The organism is Blastococcus sp. SYSU DS0753 (assembly GCF_054051175.1).
The window spans coordinates 44,023-61,594 of sequence record NZ_JBJHAT010000020.1 but is presented as its reverse complement, the minus strand read 5'-3'; the positions used below and the strand labels follow the sequence as shown (position 1 = coordinate 61,594).

The 17,572-nt window shown below is 75.1% G+C and carries 19 protein-coding genes; 5 read left to right on the top strand and 14 right to left on the bottom strand.

Annotated features, from left to right (window positions below):
* Positions 1-48: 48 nt before the first annotated feature.
* From ACI799_RS15040 to ACI799_RS15020, 5 genes are all read right to left on the bottom strand, one after another.
* Complete coding sequence (locus ACI799_RS15040; protein WP_456590239.1) at positions 49-2,505, bottom strand: ABC transporter permease; 2,457 nt, start codon at positions 2,503-2,505, stop codon at positions 49-51.
* Position 2,506: 1 nt separating this feature from the next.
* Positions 2,507-3,280, bottom strand: a complete 774-nt coding sequence (locus ACI799_RS15035; RefSeq protein ID WP_456613392.1) for an ABC transporter ATP-binding protein — start codon at positions 3,278-3,280, stop codon at positions 2,507-2,509.
* 289 nt (positions 3,281-3,569) lie between these two features.
* Positions 3,570-4,265: a response regulator gene (locus ACI799_RS15030; protein WP_456590241.1), complete on the bottom strand. Its 696-nt coding sequence runs from the start codon at positions 4,263-4,265 to the stop codon at positions 3,570-3,572.
* The gene (locus ACI799_RS15025; RefSeq protein WP_456597394.1) at positions 4,262-5,467 is read right to left on the bottom strand and encodes a sensor histidine kinase; all 1,206 of its coding nucleotides are present in this window, start codon (positions 5,465-5,467) and stop codon (positions 4,262-4,264) included. Before ACI799_RS15025 ends, ACI799_RS15030 begins: the two co-directional genes overlap by 4 nt.
* 75 nt (positions 5,468-5,542) lie before the next feature.
* Positions 5,543-6,106 carry a hypothetical protein gene (locus ACI799_RS15020; protein WP_456597393.1) on the bottom strand — a complete coding sequence of 188 codons (564 nt, stop codon included), beginning with the start codon at positions 6,104-6,106 and terminating at the stop codon, positions 5,543-5,545.
* A gap of 94 nt (positions 6,107-6,200) precedes the next feature.
* On the opposite strand from ACI799_RS15020, the gene ACI799_RS15015 reads away from it, so the two are divergent.
* On the top strand, positions 6,201-6,365 hold the full coding sequence (locus ACI799_RS15015; protein ID WP_456590244.1) for a hypothetical protein: 165 nt from the start codon (positions 6,201-6,203) through the stop codon (positions 6,363-6,365).
* Positions 6,366-6,371: 6 nt separating this feature from the next.
* Here the strand turns inward: ACI799_RS15015 and ACI799_RS15010 are convergent, their stop codons facing one another.
* Positions 6,372-7,685 carry a Rieske 2Fe-2S domain-containing protein gene (locus tag ACI799_RS15010; protein WP_456613391.1) on the bottom strand — a complete coding sequence of 438 codons (1,314 nt, stop codon included), beginning with the start codon at positions 7,683-7,685 and terminating at the stop codon, positions 6,372-6,374.
* Between the two features lie 113 nt (positions 7,686-7,798).
* Positions 7,799-8,212: a hypothetical protein gene (locus ACI799_RS15005; RefSeq protein WP_456590246.1), complete on the bottom strand. Its 414-nt coding sequence runs from the start codon at positions 8,210-8,212 to the stop codon at positions 7,799-7,801.
* Between the two features lie 183 nt (positions 8,213-8,395).
* Between ACI799_RS15005 and ACI799_RS15000 the strand changes: the two genes are divergently transcribed.
* Both ACI799_RS15000 and ACI799_RS14995 read left to right on the top strand, forming a co-directional pair.
* Positions 8,396-8,674, top strand: a complete 279-nt coding sequence (locus ACI799_RS15000) for a DUF4212 domain-containing protein (RefSeq protein WP_456590247.1) — start codon at positions 8,396-8,398, stop codon at positions 8,672-8,674.
* Positions 8,671-10,407 carry a sodium:solute symporter family protein gene (locus ACI799_RS14995; protein WP_456590248.1) on the top strand — a complete coding sequence of 579 codons (1,737 nt, stop codon included), beginning with the start codon at positions 8,671-8,673 and terminating at the stop codon, positions 10,405-10,407. Before ACI799_RS15000 ends, ACI799_RS14995 begins: the two co-directional genes overlap by 4 nt.
* A gap of 106 nt (positions 10,408-10,513) precedes the next feature.
* Here ACI799_RS14995 and ACI799_RS14990 read toward each other — a convergent pair whose 3' ends face one another.
* The 3 genes from ACI799_RS14990 to ACI799_RS14980 form a co-directional block, all read right to left on the bottom strand.
* A complete protein-coding gene (locus ACI799_RS14990) occupies positions 10,514-10,783 on the bottom strand; it encodes a hypothetical protein (protein WP_456590249.1) in 270 nt (89 codons plus the stop codon).
* A gap of 103 nt (positions 10,784-10,886) precedes the next feature.
* Positions 10,887-11,747, bottom strand: a complete 861-nt coding sequence (locus ACI799_RS14985) for a manganese catalase family protein (protein ID WP_456590250.1) — start codon at positions 11,745-11,747, stop codon at positions 10,887-10,889.
* A gap of 254 nt (positions 11,748-12,001) precedes the next feature.
* Complete coding sequence (locus ACI799_RS14980) at positions 12,002-12,739, bottom strand: sensor histidine kinase (protein WP_456590251.1); 738 nt, start codon at positions 12,737-12,739, stop codon at positions 12,002-12,004.
* Positions 12,740-12,801: 62 nt separating this feature from the next.
* Between ACI799_RS14980 and ACI799_RS14975 the strand changes: the two genes are divergently transcribed.
* Positions 12,802-13,518 (top strand): response regulator, encoded by a 717-nt coding sequence (locus tag ACI799_RS14975; RefSeq protein ID WP_456590252.1) that lies wholly within the window; start codon positions 12,802-12,804, stop codon positions 13,516-13,518.
* Between the two features lie 93 nt (positions 13,519-13,611).
* Here the strand turns inward: ACI799_RS14975 and ACI799_RS14970 are convergent, their stop codons facing one another.
* Positions 13,612-15,153 (bottom strand): PH domain-containing protein, encoded by a 1,542-nt coding sequence (locus ACI799_RS14970; RefSeq protein ID WP_456613390.1) that lies wholly within the window; start codon positions 15,151-15,153, stop codon positions 13,612-13,614.
* A gap of 5 nt (positions 15,154-15,158) precedes the next feature.
* Positions 15,159-15,698 (bottom strand): PH domain-containing protein, encoded by a 540-nt coding sequence (locus ACI799_RS14965; protein WP_456613389.1) that lies wholly within the window; start codon positions 15,696-15,698, stop codon positions 15,159-15,161.
* Positions 15,699-15,767: 69 nt separating this feature from the next.
* Between ACI799_RS14965 and ACI799_RS14960 the strand changes: the two genes are divergently transcribed.
* Positions 15,768-16,097 (top strand): rhodanese-like domain-containing protein, encoded by a 330-nt coding sequence (locus ACI799_RS14960; protein WP_456613388.1) that lies wholly within the window; start codon positions 15,768-15,770, stop codon positions 16,095-16,097.
* A 117-nt stretch (positions 16,098-16,214) separates the two neighbouring features.
* On the opposite strand, the gene ACI799_RS14955 is transcribed toward ACI799_RS14960, so the two are convergent.
* Together ACI799_RS14955 and ACI799_RS14950 are read right to left on the bottom strand one after the other, a co-directional pair.
* Positions 16,215-17,000, bottom strand: a complete 786-nt coding sequence (locus ACI799_RS14955; RefSeq protein WP_456613387.1) for a hypothetical protein — start codon at positions 16,998-17,000, stop codon at positions 16,215-16,217.
* The gene (locus ACI799_RS14950; protein WP_456590257.1) at positions 16,997-17,503 is read right to left on the bottom strand and encodes a SigE family RNA polymerase sigma factor; all 507 of its coding nucleotides are present in this window, start codon (positions 17,501-17,503) and stop codon (positions 16,997-16,999) included. The genes ACI799_RS14955 and ACI799_RS14950 overlap by 4 nt, the downstream gene beginning before the upstream one ends.
* Between the last annotated feature and the right edge of the window lie 69 nt (positions 17,504-17,572).

Below are 17,572 nucleotides of genomic sequence, written 5' to 3'. Positions count from 1 at the left end.
CCCCCTTCCCCGCCCGGAAGGGGGCCGGTGTGCAGATCTGGCCGGGCGTCAGCCGGCGATGGCGGCCACCGGGGAGGTCCGGGCCGCCCGGCGGGCCGGCAGCACCGAGGCCGCCAGCCCGGCCGCCGTGGCCACCGCCACGATCGCGGCCACCTGCAGCCACGGCATGCTCAGCACCAGCTCGCCGTACGAGCCCAGTACCGAAGCGACGCCGATCAGCCCGTAGGCACTGCCCAGCACCACCCCGAGCACCGCGGCCACTCCCGCCACCAGGGCGGCCTCCCAGGCGAGCAGCCCGCGTAGCTGGCCCCGCGTCAGCCCGAGCGCGCGCAGCAGCCCGTTCTCCTGCCGCCGTTCGACCACCGACAGGGCGAGGGTGTTGCCGACGCCGATCAGCGCGATGACCACCGCCACCCCCAGCAGGCCGGTGACGACGAGCAGCAGCACGTCGAGCACCGAGTCGATCGCGGCGCGCTCGCTGGCCAGGCCGGTGACGAAGGCGAACGGCATCGCCGCGCCCGCCACGTCGGTGACGTCGTCGATCACGTCGGCCTGGTCGGCGTCGTCGGCGAGCCGCAGCCACACGGTGTCGACGGCGGCCTCGGGCGCGAGGCGCTCCAGCTCCGCGGCGTTGAGGGTCGCCAGCTCGACGTCCCCGAACAGGGCGGTCAGCGTCGCGGTCCGGTCACCCGAGGTGAAGGTGACCTCGTCACCCTCGGCGACGTCCCAGCCCTTCTGGGTCCACCACGGGAGCACGACCTCCCCCGCCTCGGGGATCGGCACGTCACCGGTCGACCGCATGACCGTCGCCGCCGTGGTGGCGTCGAGCCCGGCCACGCCGGTCTCCCCGTCGGGCCCTTCGACGAACGCCCCGGTCAGGGACGACGCCGCCACCACTCCGTCGATCGCGGCGAGCTGCCCGGGCAGCGACGACGGCATCGCCTCGCCGCCCTGCACGATCACGTCGGTGGGGTACTGCGCCGCGAGCCCGGCCTGCGCGGTGGCCCGGGTGGACGCCGCGCCGACGACCATGGCGGTGGTCAGGGTGACGCCGATGAGCAGCGCCGTCGCCGTGGCCGCCGTCCGCCGGGGGTTGCGGGTGGCGTTGCCGGCGGCGAGCCGACCCGGGACGCCGCCCAGCCGGGCGGCCAGCCGGCCGACGGCCCCCACGACCGGCGGCAGGACTCGCTGGGCGAGCAGGACGACGCCGAGGAAGCTCAGTGCCCCGCCCGGCAGCGCGATCAGGACGTCGGCGAGGTACACCCCGAGCCCCATGAGCAGCACCCCCGGGACGACCAGCAGCAGCCCGAGCACCAGGCGCAGCACGCCGCCCCGCGACCGCAGCGGCGCCGGATCGGTCGGGCGGAGGGCGGCCAGCGGCGCGACCTTCGTGGCGCCACGGGCGGGGGCGAGGGCGGCGAGCAGCGTGGTGAGAGTGCCGACGGCGAGACCGGCGACCACCGCGACCAGCGGCACGGAGAGGCCCGAGAGCGGGACGGGGGAGTCGGCGGCCCCGGCGATCGCCGACACCCCGGCGGCCAGGCCGATGCCCGCGAGGACCCCGATGACCGAGGCGGCCAGCCCGGTCAGGACCGCCTCACCGAGGACGCTGCGGCGGACCTGGCGGGCGGTGGCGCCCACGCAGCGCAGCAGCGCGAGCTCGCGGGTGCGCTGGGCCAGCAGGACGGCGAACGTGTTGGCGATGACGAGGCCTGCGACCAGCACCGCGACCGTGGCGAAGACCAGGAGCACCGCGGTGAGCGCCATCGTGTCGCCGGTGAGCGCGGCGGCGGCGTGCTCGGCCTGCTCGGTGCCGGTGCGCACCACGACCTGCCGGTCGGCGAGCGCGGCGCCGACCTGCTGCACCACCTCCGGAGCCGGCACGCCGTCGGCCCCGGTCACCCGCAGCTCCGTCGGGTCCACCGCACCCCAGCCGCGCAGCTGGTCGGTGGTGCCCCAGATGCGGCCGTAGATGCCGGCCGTGGGGTCGCCGCCCAGGTCCACCACGCCGGTGACCGTGACGGCGGCCTCCCGCTCGGCGCCGTCCGGCGCGAAGTAGGTGACGTCGATCGTGTCGCCGACGGCGGCGCCGGTGCGCTCGCTGACCGCGATCTCGCCGGGCGCGTCGGGCAGCTCGCCGTCGGCCATCGACTGCCAGCGCAGGGCGGGGGCGTCGGCGACCGATTCGGCGAGCAGGTACTGGGCGCCCGTGCGGCCGGGCAGCAAGGCCTGGACGCCGGTCCTCCAGGTGGCGTCGACCGCGGCGACGCCGTCCAGGGCGGCGATGCGGTCCAGCTCGTCGTCGAGGGCGGTGCCGTCCTCGGAGAGGACGACCGCGTCCGTTCCGACGTAGGGGGCGCCCGCGGCCTCCAGCACGGTGGCGCGGGAGGTCTCGTTGAGCACCAGGGTGGCCACGACGAAGCCGACGGCGATGACGATCGCGAGGGTGGAGGCGATCAGCCGGGCGGCGTGCGCCCGGGCGGTGGCGAGGGTGACGCTGCGCATGTCAGGCACCCAGTCCGCGCAGGGCGTCGAGCACCGACTCGGCGGTGGGGTGCAGCAGCTCGCCGGCCAGCCGCCCGTCGGCCAGCAGGACCACGCGGTCGGCGTAGGCGGCCGCGGACGGGTCGTGGGTGACCATGACGACGGTCTGCCCGGTCTCCTTGACGCTGGAGCGGAGCAGCCCGAGCACCTCCGCGCCGCTGCGGGAGTCGAGGTTGCCCGTCGGCTCGTCGGCGAAGACGACGTCCGGGCGGGGGAGCAGGGCGCGGGCGATCGCCACCCGCTGCTGCTGGCCGCCGGAGAGCTCGTGCGGCCGGTGCCCGAGCCGTTCCCGCAGGCCGAGCCGGGCGACGACGTCGTCGAACCACACCGGGTCGGGGCGCTGGCCGGCCAGCTGCATCGGCAGCACGATGTTCTCGCGGGCGGGCAGCACCGGGAGCAGGTTGAACGCCTGGAAGACGAAGCCGATCCGCGAGCGGCGCAGTGCGGTCAGTTCGTCGTCGTGCAGGCTGGTCAGCTCGGTGTCGCCGAGCCAGACCTGCCCCTCGGTGGCGGCGTCCAGCCCTGCCAGGCAGTGCATCAGCGTGGACTTGCCCGAGCCGGACGGGCCCATGATCGCGGTCAACTCCCCGCGGGCGAAGGCGACGTCGACGCCGGCGAGCGCGTGGACCGCGGTCTCCCCGTTGCCGTAGGTCTTGCGCAGGCCGGTGGCGCGGACGGCCGCGGCAGCGAGGGACGCCGGCGGCTCGCCGGGGACGGTCATGACGGGGACTGGCACTTCGGGCCTCCGGGAACGGTGATCATCGACGGTGATCACGCTGCCGCCCGGGGGCCTCTCCCCGCGTCGGAGCAGGGGCCGGTCTACCGCGACCCCGCGGTGGTCCCCCGGGTGGACCGGCCGTCATACCGCGGGTGGACGCGGCCGCTGCCGGGCCTCCCGTCCCTGGCAGGTGGTTCCCCTCGGCACGCTCTGCCTCTGAGTGCAGGGGCACTCAGAGGCAGAGCACCTGGAGTGTTGCCCGGCCGGCTGGTGCCAGCCGGCCAGGTGCGAGCCGGTCGACGCCGGCTCAGGCGTTGCGGAGCAGGTCCGCGGGGGCGACCAGCCCGGAGCGGTAGGCCAGGACGACGGCCTGCACCCGGTCGCGCGACCCCGTCTTGGCCAGCACCCGGCCGACGTGCGTCTTCACCGTCGCCTCGCTGACGAAGAAGTGCGCGGCGATCTCGCTGTTGGTCGCGCCGTAGGCCATCTGCTCCAGCACCTCGCGCTCGCGAGGGGTGAGCTCGGCCAGCGCGGCGTCGTCGCCACCGGTGGGCGCCGCGGTCCCGCCGCCGCGCAGCATCGGGGCGACGTGCTGCAGCAGCCGGCGGGTGGAGCTCGCCGCGATCACCGAGTCACCGGCGTGCACGGTGCGGATGGCGTCGAGCATCTCCTCGGGAGCGGCGTCCTTGAGCAGGAAGCCGCTGGCCCCGGCCCCGATCGCGGCCACCACGTACTCGTCGAGGTCGAACGTCGTGAGGACGACGACCCGCGGCGGCTCGGGCAGCGCGGTGACCTGCCGGGTGCCCTCGATCCCGTCGGTGCCCGGCATGCGGATGTCCATGAGGACGACGTCGGCGCGGGTGCGGGTCAGCAGCTCGACCGCCGCCGCGCCGTCCCCGGCCTCCCCGACCACGGTGAGGTCGGGCTGGGACTCGATGACCATGCGGAACCCGGCCCGCACCATCTGCTGGTCGTCCACGAGGACCACCCGGATCGCGCTCATCGGGACGCACGGTAGGGCAGCGCCGCGTGCACGCCGAACCCGCCACCGTGCCGGGGCCCGGCATCCAGGCGCCCGCCGTGCAGTTGGGCGCGCTCGCGCATGCCGCGCAGCCCCTGCCCCTGGCCGTCGGAGGTGCCCACCGCGGCCGAGGCCCCCCGGCCGTCGTCGAGCACCGAGAGCTCCAGCGCGTCGGGCCGCCACTGCAGCCGCACCCAGGCGCGACCGGCGGGGCCGGCGTGCTTGAGCACGTTGGTGAGCGACTCCTGCACGATCCGGTAGGCGGCCAGCTGCGGTCCGGCGGGCATCGGCTGCGGCGTCCCTTCCACGATGAGGTCGACGTCCAGGCCGCTGGCCCGCACGTCCTCGACCAGGGCCGGGATCGCGGCGACGTCGGGCTGCGGGGCGTACTCTTCCCCGCCGCCGTCCCGGAGCACCCCGAGCAGCGCCCGCATGTCGGTGAGCGCTTGCCGGCCGGTGGTGGCGATCGCCTCCAGCGCGTCGGTGGCCGCCTGCGGATCGGTCTTCCCGGCGTAGCGGCCGCCGTCGGCCTGCGCGATGACGACCGACAGGGAGTGGGCGACGACGTCGTGCATCTCCCGCGCGATGCGGGCGCGCTCGGCGGTGGCGGCCAGCCGCATCTCCTGGTCGCGCTCCAGCTCGAGCAGCTGCGCCCGCTCCTCGAGCGCGGCCAGCCGCTGGACGCGCGCCCGCCGCAGGTCACCCAGCGCCCAGGCCGCCACGACGGAGACGACGATCGCCCCGGCGGTGAGCAGCGTGGCGTCGAGGTCGACCAGCGAGTAGCCGACCGAGAAGTACCGGGCCGAGGCGAGGACCGCACCGACCAGTCCGATGGCCAGGCCGGCCCGCCCGGCCCAGCGCGGGGCGTAGGCGGCCAGGGAGTAGACCATCACCAGCGCCGCGACGTTGGCCGCCAGGAAGTCGTCGGTGACGACGAGCTCCAGGAGTCCGGCCGCGATGACGACCGCGGCCGCGGGCACCGGGGCGACCCGGCGCCACGCCAGCGGGGCGACCAGGAGCACCCCGAGCACGAATGCACCCGTCTCGGCGGGCCAGTAGCTCCCGGCGAGGGCGGGCAGCGCCACGGTGACGACGCCGACGCAGGCCGCGAGCACGGCGTCGACGGCGAACGTCCGGGTCCGCAGCCGGGCGGCCGGACGCTCGACGACGGCCGACCGCTCCATGACCGGGAGCCTAGGGAGCCCGAGCGCCCGCTTCATCGCCCCCCGGGATGATCTGCGCGTCGTCCGGCAGGCGGATCAGCTCTCCCCGGTCGGGTCCTCGTCGGACTCGGGGACGTCGTCGCTCGACGCAGCCACCACCGCCTCGATGGTGACCTCCTCGCCGTCACCGAAGCTGAAGGTGACCGGGATGGACTGGGAGGAGCGCAGGTCCTGCTCGAGCTCGACGAGCATCACCGAGGGCGCATCGGGTGCGCCGACGTAGAGGTTGTCGTTGCCGGGCACCTCCAGCGTGGCGTTCCCCTCCTCGCCGCTGATCCGCGCCTCGGCGAAGTCCTCGCCGGTGATCTGCTCCAGGGTCACCGGGTCGGCGGACGTGTTCGTGACGGTGAAGGTCAGCGGGGCGTCCTCGCCGGCGCTGTAGACGCCGTCGTCGGGGTAGGGCAGCTGGACATCGGCGAGGGTGATGTCCCCGGTGACGGACTCGTCCGGCCCGGCGTTGCCGCCGTCGACCTCCGTGCCGAACTCCTCCATCGGGTTGGCCGACTCCTCCTCGTCGGCGACCCCGCCGCAGGCGGCCAGGGGCAGGGTGGCCCCGAGGAGCAGGGCGGCGAACGGGTGCGTGCGCGTGCGGCGGGTCATGCTGGTCCTTCCGGGACGGTGGTCGACCGTCCGGGGCTACCCCGGCCGCCCGCCGGCACCGCACCGGTGTGTGGACCGCAACAGAGTTGTCGCATTGGGGAAGCGTGTGGACGACGACGAGGGCCGGCGCGCGGCCGGCGACGACGGCGGCGACCCGGCCTGCTGGCTGCGCCGGGTGTGCCCGGCCTGCGGCGGTCTGGCGGACGAGGACCCGCCGACCGCCTGCCCCCGGTGCGGGGAGTGGCTGCCCGCGGAGTGAGCGGCGTCAGGCGGCCGCGGAGGCGCGCCCGGCCGACCGGAGGTCGCAGAGCGCGTCGCGCAGGGCGAGCCCGAGGCGGTCGGCGGGGAGGTGCAGCTCGTCGCGGCGGTCCAGCGGCAGGCCGGGGAGCTCGGTGCCGGCCAGCAGCGCCAGGTCGGTGTCGAGCGACCGTTGCTCGGCCGCGACGTGCTCGGCGAGCAGTGCGCGGGAGGGCAGGGGCTGCCCCGACCCGGCGGAGTGCAGCAGCCGGGTGAACACCCGCGTGGAGTCGGCGTCCTCCGGCTGCAGCAGGGTGACGACCGTCGTCGTCGCGCCGGAGTCGAGCTGGTCGCGGCGCACCCGGAGGGCGAACGGTGCCCGGTACGCGTAGGTGACCCGGCGCCGCTGCCGCAGCGGCCGCCCGCCCAGGGCGACCTCGGGGTCCAGCGGGTCGTCGCACCACTGCTCCTGCACGGAGCAGAAGCCACCGGGCTCCCTGACCACCTCGTACGGCGGCACCTCCGGGTGGTCGGCGGCCGCGGACGTGGCCCCGTGCACGAACGGCAGCCGGGCGACGTCGAGCAGCAGGTCGGCGACGACGGCCGCGGGGGCCGCGGTGCGCCGGGGTGCCAGCCAGCGGCTCAGGAAGCGCCGGTCGGCGTGCTCCGGCACGTCCAACGGGACGTCGTCCGGCGTGCACGGGGCGAGCTCGACCACCCCCCGCCGCTCGCGGACCCCGGCGGCGGGCGGATCGGCGCGCAGCCCGTCGCCGTCCCGCCGCAGCGTCCACGTGCGGCCGAGCAGCCGGACCTGCAGCCAGCCACCGGGCCGCAGCTCCCCGGACAGGGCCACCGGGTGCCGGGCCGCGGCGAGTGACGGGTCGAGGTTGCCGAACAGCGGCCCCTGCGGAGCCGGGGCGGGGGGTACCGGCTCGGGCGTGGGCGGCCCGGCAGGGCGAGGCGGCAGTGGGAGCGCGGTGCGGTCGGGGGCCAGCCAGATCCAGCCGTGCCGCTCCTCCACCGCCCAGGGCACCGGCAGGTCCGCGCGCGGCGGCGGGACGCCGGCCGGTCCGAGGGAGGGGACGGCCACGCACCGGCCGTCGGCGTCGAACCGCCAGCCGTGGCGCGGGCACTCCAGCCGGCCGTCGGAGACCGTGGCCGCCGCGAGCGGCACGGCCCGGTGCGGGCAGCGGGCCGGGAACGCGCTCACCTCGCCCCCGGGCCGGAGCCTGACCACCACGTACGCCCGCCCGCCGGCGCCCACGGGCACCGGCGTGGTCCCCACGTCGGCGGCGCGGGCCACCGCGAACCATCCCGACGGCAGAGCGCTGATCGCGACCATGAGCCATTGCACCGTCGCCGGATGTTCGCGGCGTTACGGGCGGCGCAACGTTGTGGGTCGGCCGGCCCGGGGCGGCCGGGCGGTCCGGCCCGGGACCGCGGCCGGGTGACCGGTCAGCTCGTCGGGGGAGCGGCCCGTCCGGCCCGGAAGAGGGAGACGGCGGCGGTCCCGGCGAGCACCCCGCCGCCGAGCGTCATGACCAGGCCCGGGCCGGGCGCCCACCCCGCGAAGCCCACCAGGCCTGCCAGGCGCAGCACCTGCCACAGCGGGAGGGCGATGGCCACCACGGCCAGGACCGCCGCGTGCACGGCGGCGAGGGTGGGGGACCGGAGGATCGCCCCGGCGATGCCGAGCGCCGCCGCGTACATCGTCCACAGGCCGGCGCCCCGCACTCCCGCGACGTTGCCCGCGGCGGTGGCGATCCAGGGGAGGAAGGCCCCGAAGAGGACCAGCAGGGCGGCGCCGAGCAGGCGCCTGCTCCCGGGGCTCCGGCGTCCGCCGCGGCGCCCCGACTGCTGTGCACTCATCGCCATGAGGGCAGGACTGTAGGTGGTGCGGCGTCGTCCCGGTAGCCCGTCATCCGCCGGCGCCGCCCCCCACGTCCGTCCAGGTCACAGCTTCGTCGCACTGTTTGACCCCACTCGGCTGGTCTGGTTCCCTTTCCGCGCACATGTGATGTAGCACACACGAGCGGATCTCTGGAGGAGCGGGTGGACGCTGCGCAGCGCAAGGAGTACTGGCGGAGGAATCTCCGCCTGATGAGCGTGCTGCTCGTCATCTGGGCACTGGTGTCGTTCGGCGCGGGGATCGTCTTCGTCGAGCCGCTGAACGGCATCGAGATCCTCGGGTTCCCGCTCGGCTTCTGGTTCGCCCAGCAGGGGTCCATCGTCACCTTCGTCGTGCTCATCGCCGTCTACGTCTGGCGGATGGACAAGCTTGACGCCGAGTTCGGCATCGACGAGTACGAGGAAGAGGTCCACCACTCATGAGCGACATCCAGGTGTGGACGCTCGTCTTCGTCATCCTCACGTTCGGCGTCTACATCTACATCGCCTACGCCAGCCGGGTGTCCACCACGTCCGGCTTCTACGTCGCCGGCGGCGGCATCCCGGCTCCGGCCAACGGCGCCGCGATCGCGGCGGACTGGATGAGCGCGGCGTCGTTCATCTCGATGGCCGGCATCATCGCGTTCGCCGGGAACGGCTACGCCGGTTCGGTGTACCTGATGGGGTGGACCGGCGGCTACGTGCTGCTCGCCCTCCTGCTCGCGCCCTACCTCCGCAAGTTCGGCAAGTACACGATCCCCGACTTCGTCGGCGACCGGTACTCCGAGACCGCCCGCCTCGTGGCGGTCGTCGCGGCGATCGTCGTCTCGTTCGTCTACGTCGCCGGGCAGATGGCCGGCGTCGGCCTCGTGTTCCAGCGGTTCCTCGGGGTCGGCACCACGGCCGGCGTCGTCATCGGCATGGTGATCGTCTTCTTCTACGCCGTGCTCGGCGGCATGAAGGGGATCACCTGGACGCAGGTCGCCCAGTACAGCGTCCTGATCGTCGCCTACCTCATCCCGGTGGTGGCGATCTCGGCGCAGTTCACCGGCAACCCGTTCCCGCAGATCGGCTTCGGCCAGATCCTGTCCGAGCTCGACGGCCTCCAGCAGGACCTCGGTTTCGCCGCGTACACCGAGGCGTTCACGCAGACGACCATGCTCAACATGGTGCTGATCACCGCGGCACTGATGTTCGGCACCGCGGGTCTGCCGCACGTGATCGTCCGGTTCTACACGGCCAAGAGCGTGCGCGCGGCCCGGTACTCGGCGCTGTGGGCACTGTTCTTCATCGCCCTGCTCTACACCTCGGCCCCGGCGGTGGGCGCGTTCAGCAAGCTCAACTTCATCGAGCAGATCGCCGGCACCGACGTCGACGACACGCCGGGGTGGTTCAACACCTGGGCCGACGTCGGCCTGATCACCGTCGACGACGTCAACGGCAACGGCGTCATCGACTACGGGCCCGAGACCGGCGAGCTGGTGATCAACAACGACATCATCGTGCTCGCGTCGCCGGAGATCGCCGGGCTGCCGGCGCCCGTGGTCGGGCTGGTCGCCGCCGGCGCCCTGGCGGCGGCCCTCTCCACCGCGTCCGGGCTGCTGCTGGTCATCTCGTCCTCGGTGGCCAACGACGTCTACTACAAGCGGATCAACCCGGGCGCCACGGAGGGCCGCCAGCTGCTCGTGGGCCGGATCGCGATGGCGCTGGCCATCCTCGTGGCCGGCTACCTGGGCATCAACCCGCCCGGCTTCGTGGCCCAGGTGGTGGCGCTCGCCTTCGGCCTGGCGTGTGCGAGCTTCTTCCCGATCCTGGTGCTCGGCATCTTCTGGAAGAAGACGACGGCGATGGGCGCCACGGCAGGGCTCGCGGCGGGTCTCGGCACGACCGTCGCCTACATGCTGTGGACGATCGACATCTACGGCAACAGCGAGGGGCTCTTCGGCATCCCGGAGACCGGCTTCGGCACGATCGGCATGATCATCAACTTCGTGGTCACGATCGTCGTCTCGCAGTTCACCCCGAAGCCGTCGCCGGTGATGCAGGAGCTGGTGGAGGAGATCCGCTACCCCGGGAAGAGCCGGCTGGTCGCGGCGCACGCCGAGGGGCACCTCGACGAGGTGATCCACGAGGCCGGGTCGCAGGAGCCGCCGCCGCACGAGCCGCGCTCCCGCTGATCGCTCCACCTCGACGCAGGGACGCCGGCGTCGCCTGCCGGCCGCCCCGGTCGTACCGGAGGCGCGCGCTTCCCCGACGGGGAGGCGCGCGCCTCGCGCTCCCGGGTCAGGCAGCGGTGGCCGGGGCGGGCTCAGCGGTGAGGACGGCGTCCACGGTGCCGGTGCTCTCCGCGACGGCGAGCGCCACGGGCGCGGCTGCCCGCTCGGGGCGGCGGGCGCGGACGACCCAGCGGGCGACCAGGCCGGTCAGGACGACCAGGCCGGCGACGGCGTGCTGGCCGGGTGCGCTGACCGCGACGGCGATCGCGGCGAGGTACACCAGCGAGAGCAGCACGGCGGGCAGGGGCAGGCGGGGCAGGTGCAGGTGGGGGTGCACGACGAGACCTCCGGGAGGGGCTGGGCCCGCCGGGCCGGCGGCCGCACCCGTCGCGGGTGGGCCGCCGGCACGGCGACGGCGCAGGTGCAGGTGGGGCCAGGGCCTACTTGAGCATGTCCTTGGCCCGCTGCAGCATCGACTGACCCTCCATCTGCGGGGTCGGGAACAGCCGCGGGTCGCCCGGGGGCAGGATCGGCGCGTCGGCGGTCGCCTCGATCGGGGCGGCGGACATCTCGCCGCGACCGTCCACGGCCGGGCCGGAGGCCCAGCGGCCGGCGGCGGCGTCCGGGCCGTCGGAGGCGTCGATGAAGGTGTAGCCGAAGTTGCCCGGCTCCTCCTCGAGCGGGAACGCCTCCGGCACCGGGATGCCCTCGAGGCCGTCCTCCTTGAGCTCCTCGATCGCGGCGAGCCACTGCATCTGGTGCATGTGGTCGCGGGCGATGAGGAAGCGCAGCATGTCCTTGACCCCGGGGTCGTCGGTCATGTTGAAGAGCCGGGCGACCTGCAGCCGGCCCTGCATCTCCGCGGTGGCGTTGTAGTGGAAGTCGGCCATGAGGTTGCCGCTGGCGGTCACGTAGCCGCCGCTCCAGGGCAGGCCCATGGAGTCGCGGTAGTAGGCGCCGCCGCCGTTGACGATGGCGTGCTGCGGGTTGACGTCGCCGTACCCGGCGGCCGCCTCCTTGGTGCGGTCGGCGGAGTCCGGCTTGAGCGGCTGGTGGTCCAGCAGCCGGTCGATCATCGTCACGATCATCTCGACGTGGGCCAGCTCCTCGGTGCCGATGGCCAGGAGCATGTCCTTGTACTTGCCGGGCAGCCGGCAGTTCCAGCCCTGCAGCAGGTACTGGGTGGCGACCGTCATCTCGCCCCACTGGCCGCCGAGGATCTCCTGCATCCGGCGGGCGAACGCGGCGTCGGGGCCGTCGGGCTTGGCCTCGTACTGCAGGGCGTGGGTGTGCGTGAACACGGGCTCTCCTTGCGTCGTCGCTCCACCGCGTTCGCGGTGACGACGAGGTTCTGCCCGCCCCGGGTGGCCCACCGGTGCCGTCCCGTGGCCCCCCGGTGCCAATTGCTCGGTCGTCCTCCGGACGACACCGCGGGCAGGTGCCGTCCCCGACCACGTGGAGCCGCTTCATCGCGCCTGCACGGAGCCCTCCGGGCCCCACTCGGCGCGATAGGGCCGCCCGTCCGAGCGGTGTCGTCCGGAGGACGACGACGTGCTCAGCGGTCCGGGAGCCGCACCGTGAGGGTGAAGTCCTCGCCGTCCCGGAACCACAGCACCCGGCCCCCCAGCTCCCCGGCCTGGCGCTGCACCGACCACAGCCCGAGCCCGGTGAGGTCCACCGGCGGCCGGGTCTGCCGCAGGTGCTGGACGATGCGGTCGACGGGGACCCCGGGCTGGGTGAGGGAGAGGTCGACCCAGCCCGCGCGGGCGGTCACGCGGAGCCGCACCGGGGCGCCGTCGCCGTGGCGGTGGGCGTTCTCCAGCAGGTTGATGAGGATGCGCTGCACCCGCGCGTCCCCGACGGCGATCTCCCCCGCACCGTCGTCGAACTGCACCGTGAGCTGCGACCGGGGCAGCCCCGAGGCGGCGACTGAGGCCTGGAGGACATCACGGAGACGGCGGGTGCCGGGTGACCGCCGGACCGCGCCGCCGGTGGCGTCGGCCGTGCGGAGCATCGACGACAGGTGCGCGGTCTGGGCCCGTGCGAGCGCGAGCAGCTCACCGGCCTGCTCGGGGGCCCGGTCCAGCGAGCCCAGCACCGCCTCGAGCGAGGCCAGCGGGCTGCGCATGTCGTGGCAGAGCGCACGGACGACGGCGTCCTCGGGGCTGGGGATCTCCGGATCGGATCCGGGCCTCCGGCGCGGGTGCGGAAGGTGCGCGCGCAGGACGCGGACGAGATCGTTGAGCAGTCCGCGGCTACGCGTCGACGTCTGCGTGTCGGCAGCCAGGGTCACGGGCACCTCCTCAGGGGAGCCGGGCAGTGGCACCGTGGGGCGCACCGACCGTCAGGAGTGATGTGGGGCAGACCGACGACGCGGCCGCTGCTGACCGCAGGCCGCCGGTGGACGTGGTCGTCGTGGACGACCACCCGCTGTTCACGCGTGGGCTGGGCCTGCTGCTGCCGGGGCTCAGCGAGGGCCGGGTCCGGGTGGTGGCGACGACGGACGACGCCTCGGCCGCCGCCGCGCTGGTGCAGCGCCACCACGCCGACGTGGCGATCGTCGACCTGCACATGCCGCCCCCCGGCGGCACCAGGGCGATCGCCGCCATCCGCCGGGCGGACCCGATGGTGCGGGTGGTCGCGCTCTCCGGCCTGGCGGAGGCGGACGCCGCCATCGAGGCGCTGCGGGCCGGCGCGGCGGGCTTCCTGCCGAAGACGGCGGACCCCGAGGCGTTGGTGCGGCCGCTGCTCGCCGTCCTCGACGGGTGGTCGGTCGTGCCGGAGGCGCTGCTGCGCCAGCTGCTGGAGGACGCCGCGCCCGCCGGGCAGCAGAGCATCGTCGACCAGCTCACCGCCGACGAGCGGCGCCTCTGGCGGCTGATCGCCGACGGCACCAGCACGGTGGACATCGCGACGACGCTGCACGTCTCGGAGCGGACGGCGAAGCGGCTGGTGGCCCACCTGCTGCGCCGGCTCGGCGTGGCGACGCGGGTGGAGGCGGCGGCGCTGGCCGGCCGCGTCGGGCTGGGCGCCGGGGAGCCGGTGCGGCACACCGGTGGCCTCGTCGGCTGAACTCCCCAGGACGTCATCGCCGGGCCAGCTACCCGGGGGCATGATCGACAACCGCCGGTCTCGGAAGGTTCACCTTCCCTTACCTCGGGCAGCTCACCTGCCGAGCGTGCCGGCCCAGGGCTCGGAGGCGGCCAGCGTGAACGCGGGGACCTCGTCGGCGGCCATGTCCTGCGCGGCGTAGCCGCCGCTGCCCGCGCCCACGCACGCGGTGACGGTGGCCAGTCCCGCACGCCGCTGGAAGAAGGACTGCCGCACCTGCCAGCCGACGACTGCCCGGCGTTCGAGCACCACCTGCTCGCGCACCAGCCAGCCGCTGCGGACGGAGAAGGTCCGGGGCCCGGTCACATGCCCGAGGGAGCGGTAGCGGGCGATCCCGACCGGGACGCCGAGCACGGTGAGGACGATGCCGACGGCGAGCAGCCACCACCAGCCCTGCTCGGCCAGGAGGACACCGCCGCCCGCGGTGACCAGCAGCCCGAACACGACGGCCCGCGTCACCCGCCGGCGCCGGGCCGCGGGCGGGTGCGGGGTGAGCTCGCCGGGGACGTCGGTGACCCGCCGGGCCAGCGCCCACGCCTCCGCACGCGGACCGAGGGGGAGCAGCTGGCCGCGGCCGCTGGCGTCGCCGAGGCCGGTGACCAGCGCGTTGACGCGGGCGATGCGGACCAGTCGCATGCCGAGCCCGTCGGTGACGGTGACGCCGCGGATGCGGTCGACCTCCAGCTCGGTGTGCCGGCGGGTGAGCAGCCCGCGCGAGGCGACCAGCGAGCCGCCGCGGCGGGCCAGCCGGAACCGCCAGTTGACGACGGCGGCGCCGACGACGGACCCGAGCAGCAGCACGAGCACGGCGATGCCGATCCCGGCACCGATCAGCTGGACGTCGGAGAGGTTCGGTTCCTCGAACTCGGGGGTGAGCTGCTCGGGCAGCTCCTCGGCCAGCCGGAACAGGGCGCCGACGGCGGCGAGCGGTACGGCGAGGTAGGTGCCGACCAGGGGGGCGTAGAGCAGCCAGCGGTGGTCGAGGCGGGCGTACTCCTCCTCGACGGGCTCGGGTGCCGGTGCGCCGTCCGGGGGAGTCGCGGGTGCGGCGGCGGCGCGGTGGGTGAGCACGGCGACGCGCAGCCGGTCCCCCTCGGCGCGCGGGACGCCGTCGACGAGCAGCTCCTCGTCGCCGTCGGAGACCGCCCCGGCGGCGGCGTCGATGCGGACGCGCACCAGGCCGAAGAGGCGGTGCAGCGGGGGTGCCTCCACCTCGACGCCGCGGATGCGGTCGTTGGGGACGGTGCGCACCGAGCGGGCCAGCAGCCCGCGGGTGATGACGACCGCGGACGGCCCGTCGGCGTAGCTGAACCGCCACCAGTTGAGGGCGGCGGTGAGGAGCGAGAGGACGGTGACGCCGATGACGAGGGCGACGACGGTGCGCGTCCCGCCGCCGAACCCGGTGGCCGCGACGATCGGGATGACGGCCGGGACGAACTGCCGGGCCTGGCGGAACGTCGCGGTGTGGACGGCGATGACGCGCGGGGAGAGCCGCCGTCCGGGCTCGGTGGGCGGCGCGGGCGGCGGGCCGAGGGGCGGGGGCCAGGGCGGGAGCGGGCCGGCCGGCCGGCGCGGGGGTGGGGGCGCGGGCTGCACGGCGCTCAGGTGGCCTGGTCGCGGACCAGCTCGGCCCGGCGGGCGAGGTCGTCGGCGACGCGCTGGGCGACGTCCTGCTCCAGGTGCCAGATGCGCACGGTGCCCTGGCTGGAGGCGGTGAGCACCGCGACGGTGGCCAGGCCGAACATCTGCTGCAGCACGCCGCGGGTGACGTCGACGGTCTGGATGCGGGAGATCGGCACCAACGTCCAGGTCTGGGTGAGCCAGCCGGTGCGCGTGTAGGCCGCCTCGTTGGTGATCTCCCACCGGTACACGCGGTGCTTGAACCACGGCCGGATGCTCAGGGCGATGACCGCGTAGACGCCGCCGGCCAGGGGGAGCAGCGTGCGGATCAGGGGGACCGGGTCGCCGGCGTCGGCGGGGACGAAGAGCAGGAACGCGCCGATGCCCAGCCACATGAAGGCCGCGCTGATCAGGCTCTCCACCACCCACAGCCCGATCGCCGAGCGCGGCAGCTCCCAGGCGGGCTCGCGCACGGGCGTCGGGCGGGCGGCGCCTGGGGCGGCCCGGTGGCTGGGGGACATCGGGCCCATCCTCCCAGTGCGGCGGGCGCCGGTCGCGCAACCGGTGTTCGTGCCACGATGGAGAGCGTGATGCCGCAGCAGGTTCCGACCGTGCCCGCCTCCGAGATGCCCGCGGACGCCGTGGTCCTCGACGTCCGGGAGGACGACGAGTGGGTGCACGGGCACATCGAGGGCGCCACCCACATCCCCATGGGCGACGTCCCTGCCCGGCTCGACGAGCTGCCCGAGGCCGACCCGCTCTACGTCACCTGCCGCGGCGGTGGCCGCTCGGCACGGGTGGCCGCGTGGCTCAACGCCAACGGCTACGACGCGGTCAACGTCGGCGGCGGCATGGGCGAGTGGCAGGCCGCCGGCAAGCCCATGGTGAGCGAGACCGGCGAGGAGCCCTTCGTCCGCTGAGGTCCAGCGCCGGTCGTCTGCGAGGGTTGAGCCGCTCGGGCGGACGTCGAGCCGTGCCGTGGCGCGGCTTCAGGTCAGGTGGCGCGGGTCAACGCGGGAACGGTGACTGCTCTGCGCTCAGGGGGAACGCCAGGACGCGGCGGTCTCCTCGTCGTAGTAGCGGGTGAAGCCGCAGAGCCAGGCGATCGGCTCCAGCGGCTCGCCCTCCCAGCGGTCGGCGCCGCTGACCAGCAGGCGCGACCCGACCCCGTAGACCGGGCCCGGCGTGCTGCTGCCCGCTGCCGGGTCGTACGGCGCCGGGAGGTCCACGGTCACAGTCTCGCCCGATCCGCCGGAGAACCACTCCTGCACGGCGAAGGTGACCCCGACCAGGTCCTCCGGCGGCCCGGGTGAACCGGCCTGCGTCGTGACGGCTGGCCCGATGCCCACCACCACGCCGGCGAAGGCGAAGTCCAGCCTGCCGACGGCGGCGGAGCTGTACTCGAGCGCGCAGGAGCTCGCCTCCGTGCCGGCGAGCGGCCCGGTGCGCCTGGCCGTCGGGTCCTCGGCGAGCTGCGACAGCTCGCTGCCGGCCGCCGTCCCGGGCTCGTCCCCGCCGTCGGCCGGAGGCATGCCGGTGCCCGGGTCGGCGTCGGCGGCCTCCGGAGCGTCCTGCCGCGGTTCCTCGGCGACCAGCACCGACGCCGAGCCCGCGGCGTCGTCCTGCCCGCTCGGCAGGTCGACGACGGTGACCACCCCGCCGGCCACCACCGCCACCCCCGCGGCGACCGCGAGCGAGACACCCGCTGCTCGGCGCCGCCGAGCCCGGCGGCCGGCCCGCAGCAGCTGCGCCGTCGGCGGCGGGCCGACGGGCACCCGCTCCGCCACCTCGCCCAGCAACGCCGAGGTCTCCCGATCGGTCACGATGCCCTCCCTCCCCGCAGCTCGGCGACGTCCAGATCGGTCTGCAGCTGGGCCAGCGCACGGGAGAGCCGGCTCTTCACCGTCCCCGGCGCGATGCGCAGCGCGTCGGCGATCTGCTGCTCGCCCAGGTGGGCGTAGAAGCGCAGCACGACGACCTCCCGGTGCGCCGGGCTCAACCGGGAGAGCGCGCGTCGGACGGCGTCGGCGTCGTCCACCTGCGCGGTGCCGTCGTCGGTGGCGACGTCGGGCACCTCCGCGGTCGGCCGCTCGCCCCACCATCGGCGGCGGCGGCTGTCGTGGTGGCAGTTGACCAGCACCCGGTAGACGTAGGCGTCCCGGTTGTCGGCGGTGCCGACCCGGTCCCAGGCGACGTAGCAGCGCACCAGGGCCGTCTGCACCAGGTCCTCGGCCTCCGTGCGGGCGCAGCCGAGCAGCACGGCGGAGCGGACGAGCACCGGCCAGCGCTCGTCCACGTACCGCGTGAACGCCTCGTCCCGCTCCACTCACCCTCCGCCGGATCGCCCTCTGGAGAGGATGACGGGCCGGGGGGTGGGCGCGGTTCCGCCGCGCCC

What these genes read in the sequence shown, in the direction of transcription:
- ACI799_RS14960 (WP_456613388.1), top strand. Translation starts at nt 15,768, where the DNA reads ATGCCGCAGCAGGTTCCGACCGTGCCCGCCTCCGAGATGCCCGCGGAC.
- ACI799_RS15005 (WP_456590246.1), bottom strand. Translation starts at nt 8,212, where the DNA reads ATGAGTGCACAGCAGTCGGGGCGCCGCGGCGGACGCCGGAGCCCCGGG.
- ACI799_RS14995 (WP_456590248.1), top strand. Translation starts at nt 8,671, where the DNA reads ATGAGCGACATCCAGGTGTGGACGCTCGTCTTCGTCATCCTCACGTTC.
- ACI799_RS14965 (WP_456613389.1), bottom strand. Translation starts at nt 15,698, where the DNA reads ATGTCCCCCAGCCACCGGGCCGCCCCAGGCGCCGCCCGCCCGACGCCC.
- ACI799_RS15010 (WP_456613391.1), bottom strand. Translation starts at nt 7,685, where the DNA reads ATGGTCGCGATCAGCGCTCTGCCGTCGGGATGGTTCGCGGTGGCCCGC.
- ACI799_RS15030 (WP_456590241.1), bottom strand. Translation starts at nt 4,265, where the DNA reads ATGAGCGCGATCCGGGTGGTCCTCGTGGACGACCAGCAGATGGTGCGG.
- ACI799_RS15020 (WP_456597393.1), bottom strand. Translation starts at nt 6,106, where the DNA reads ATGACCCGCCGCACGCGCACGCACCCGTTCGCCGCCCTGCTCCTCGGG.
- ACI799_RS15025 (WP_456597394.1), bottom strand. Translation starts at nt 5,467, where the DNA reads ATGGAGCGGTCGGCCGTCGTCGAGCGTCCGGCCGCCCGGCTGCGGACC.
- ACI799_RS15040 (WP_456590239.1), bottom strand. Translation starts at nt 2,505, where the DNA reads ATGCGCAGCGTCACCCTCGCCACCGCCCGGGCGCACGCCGCCCGGCTG.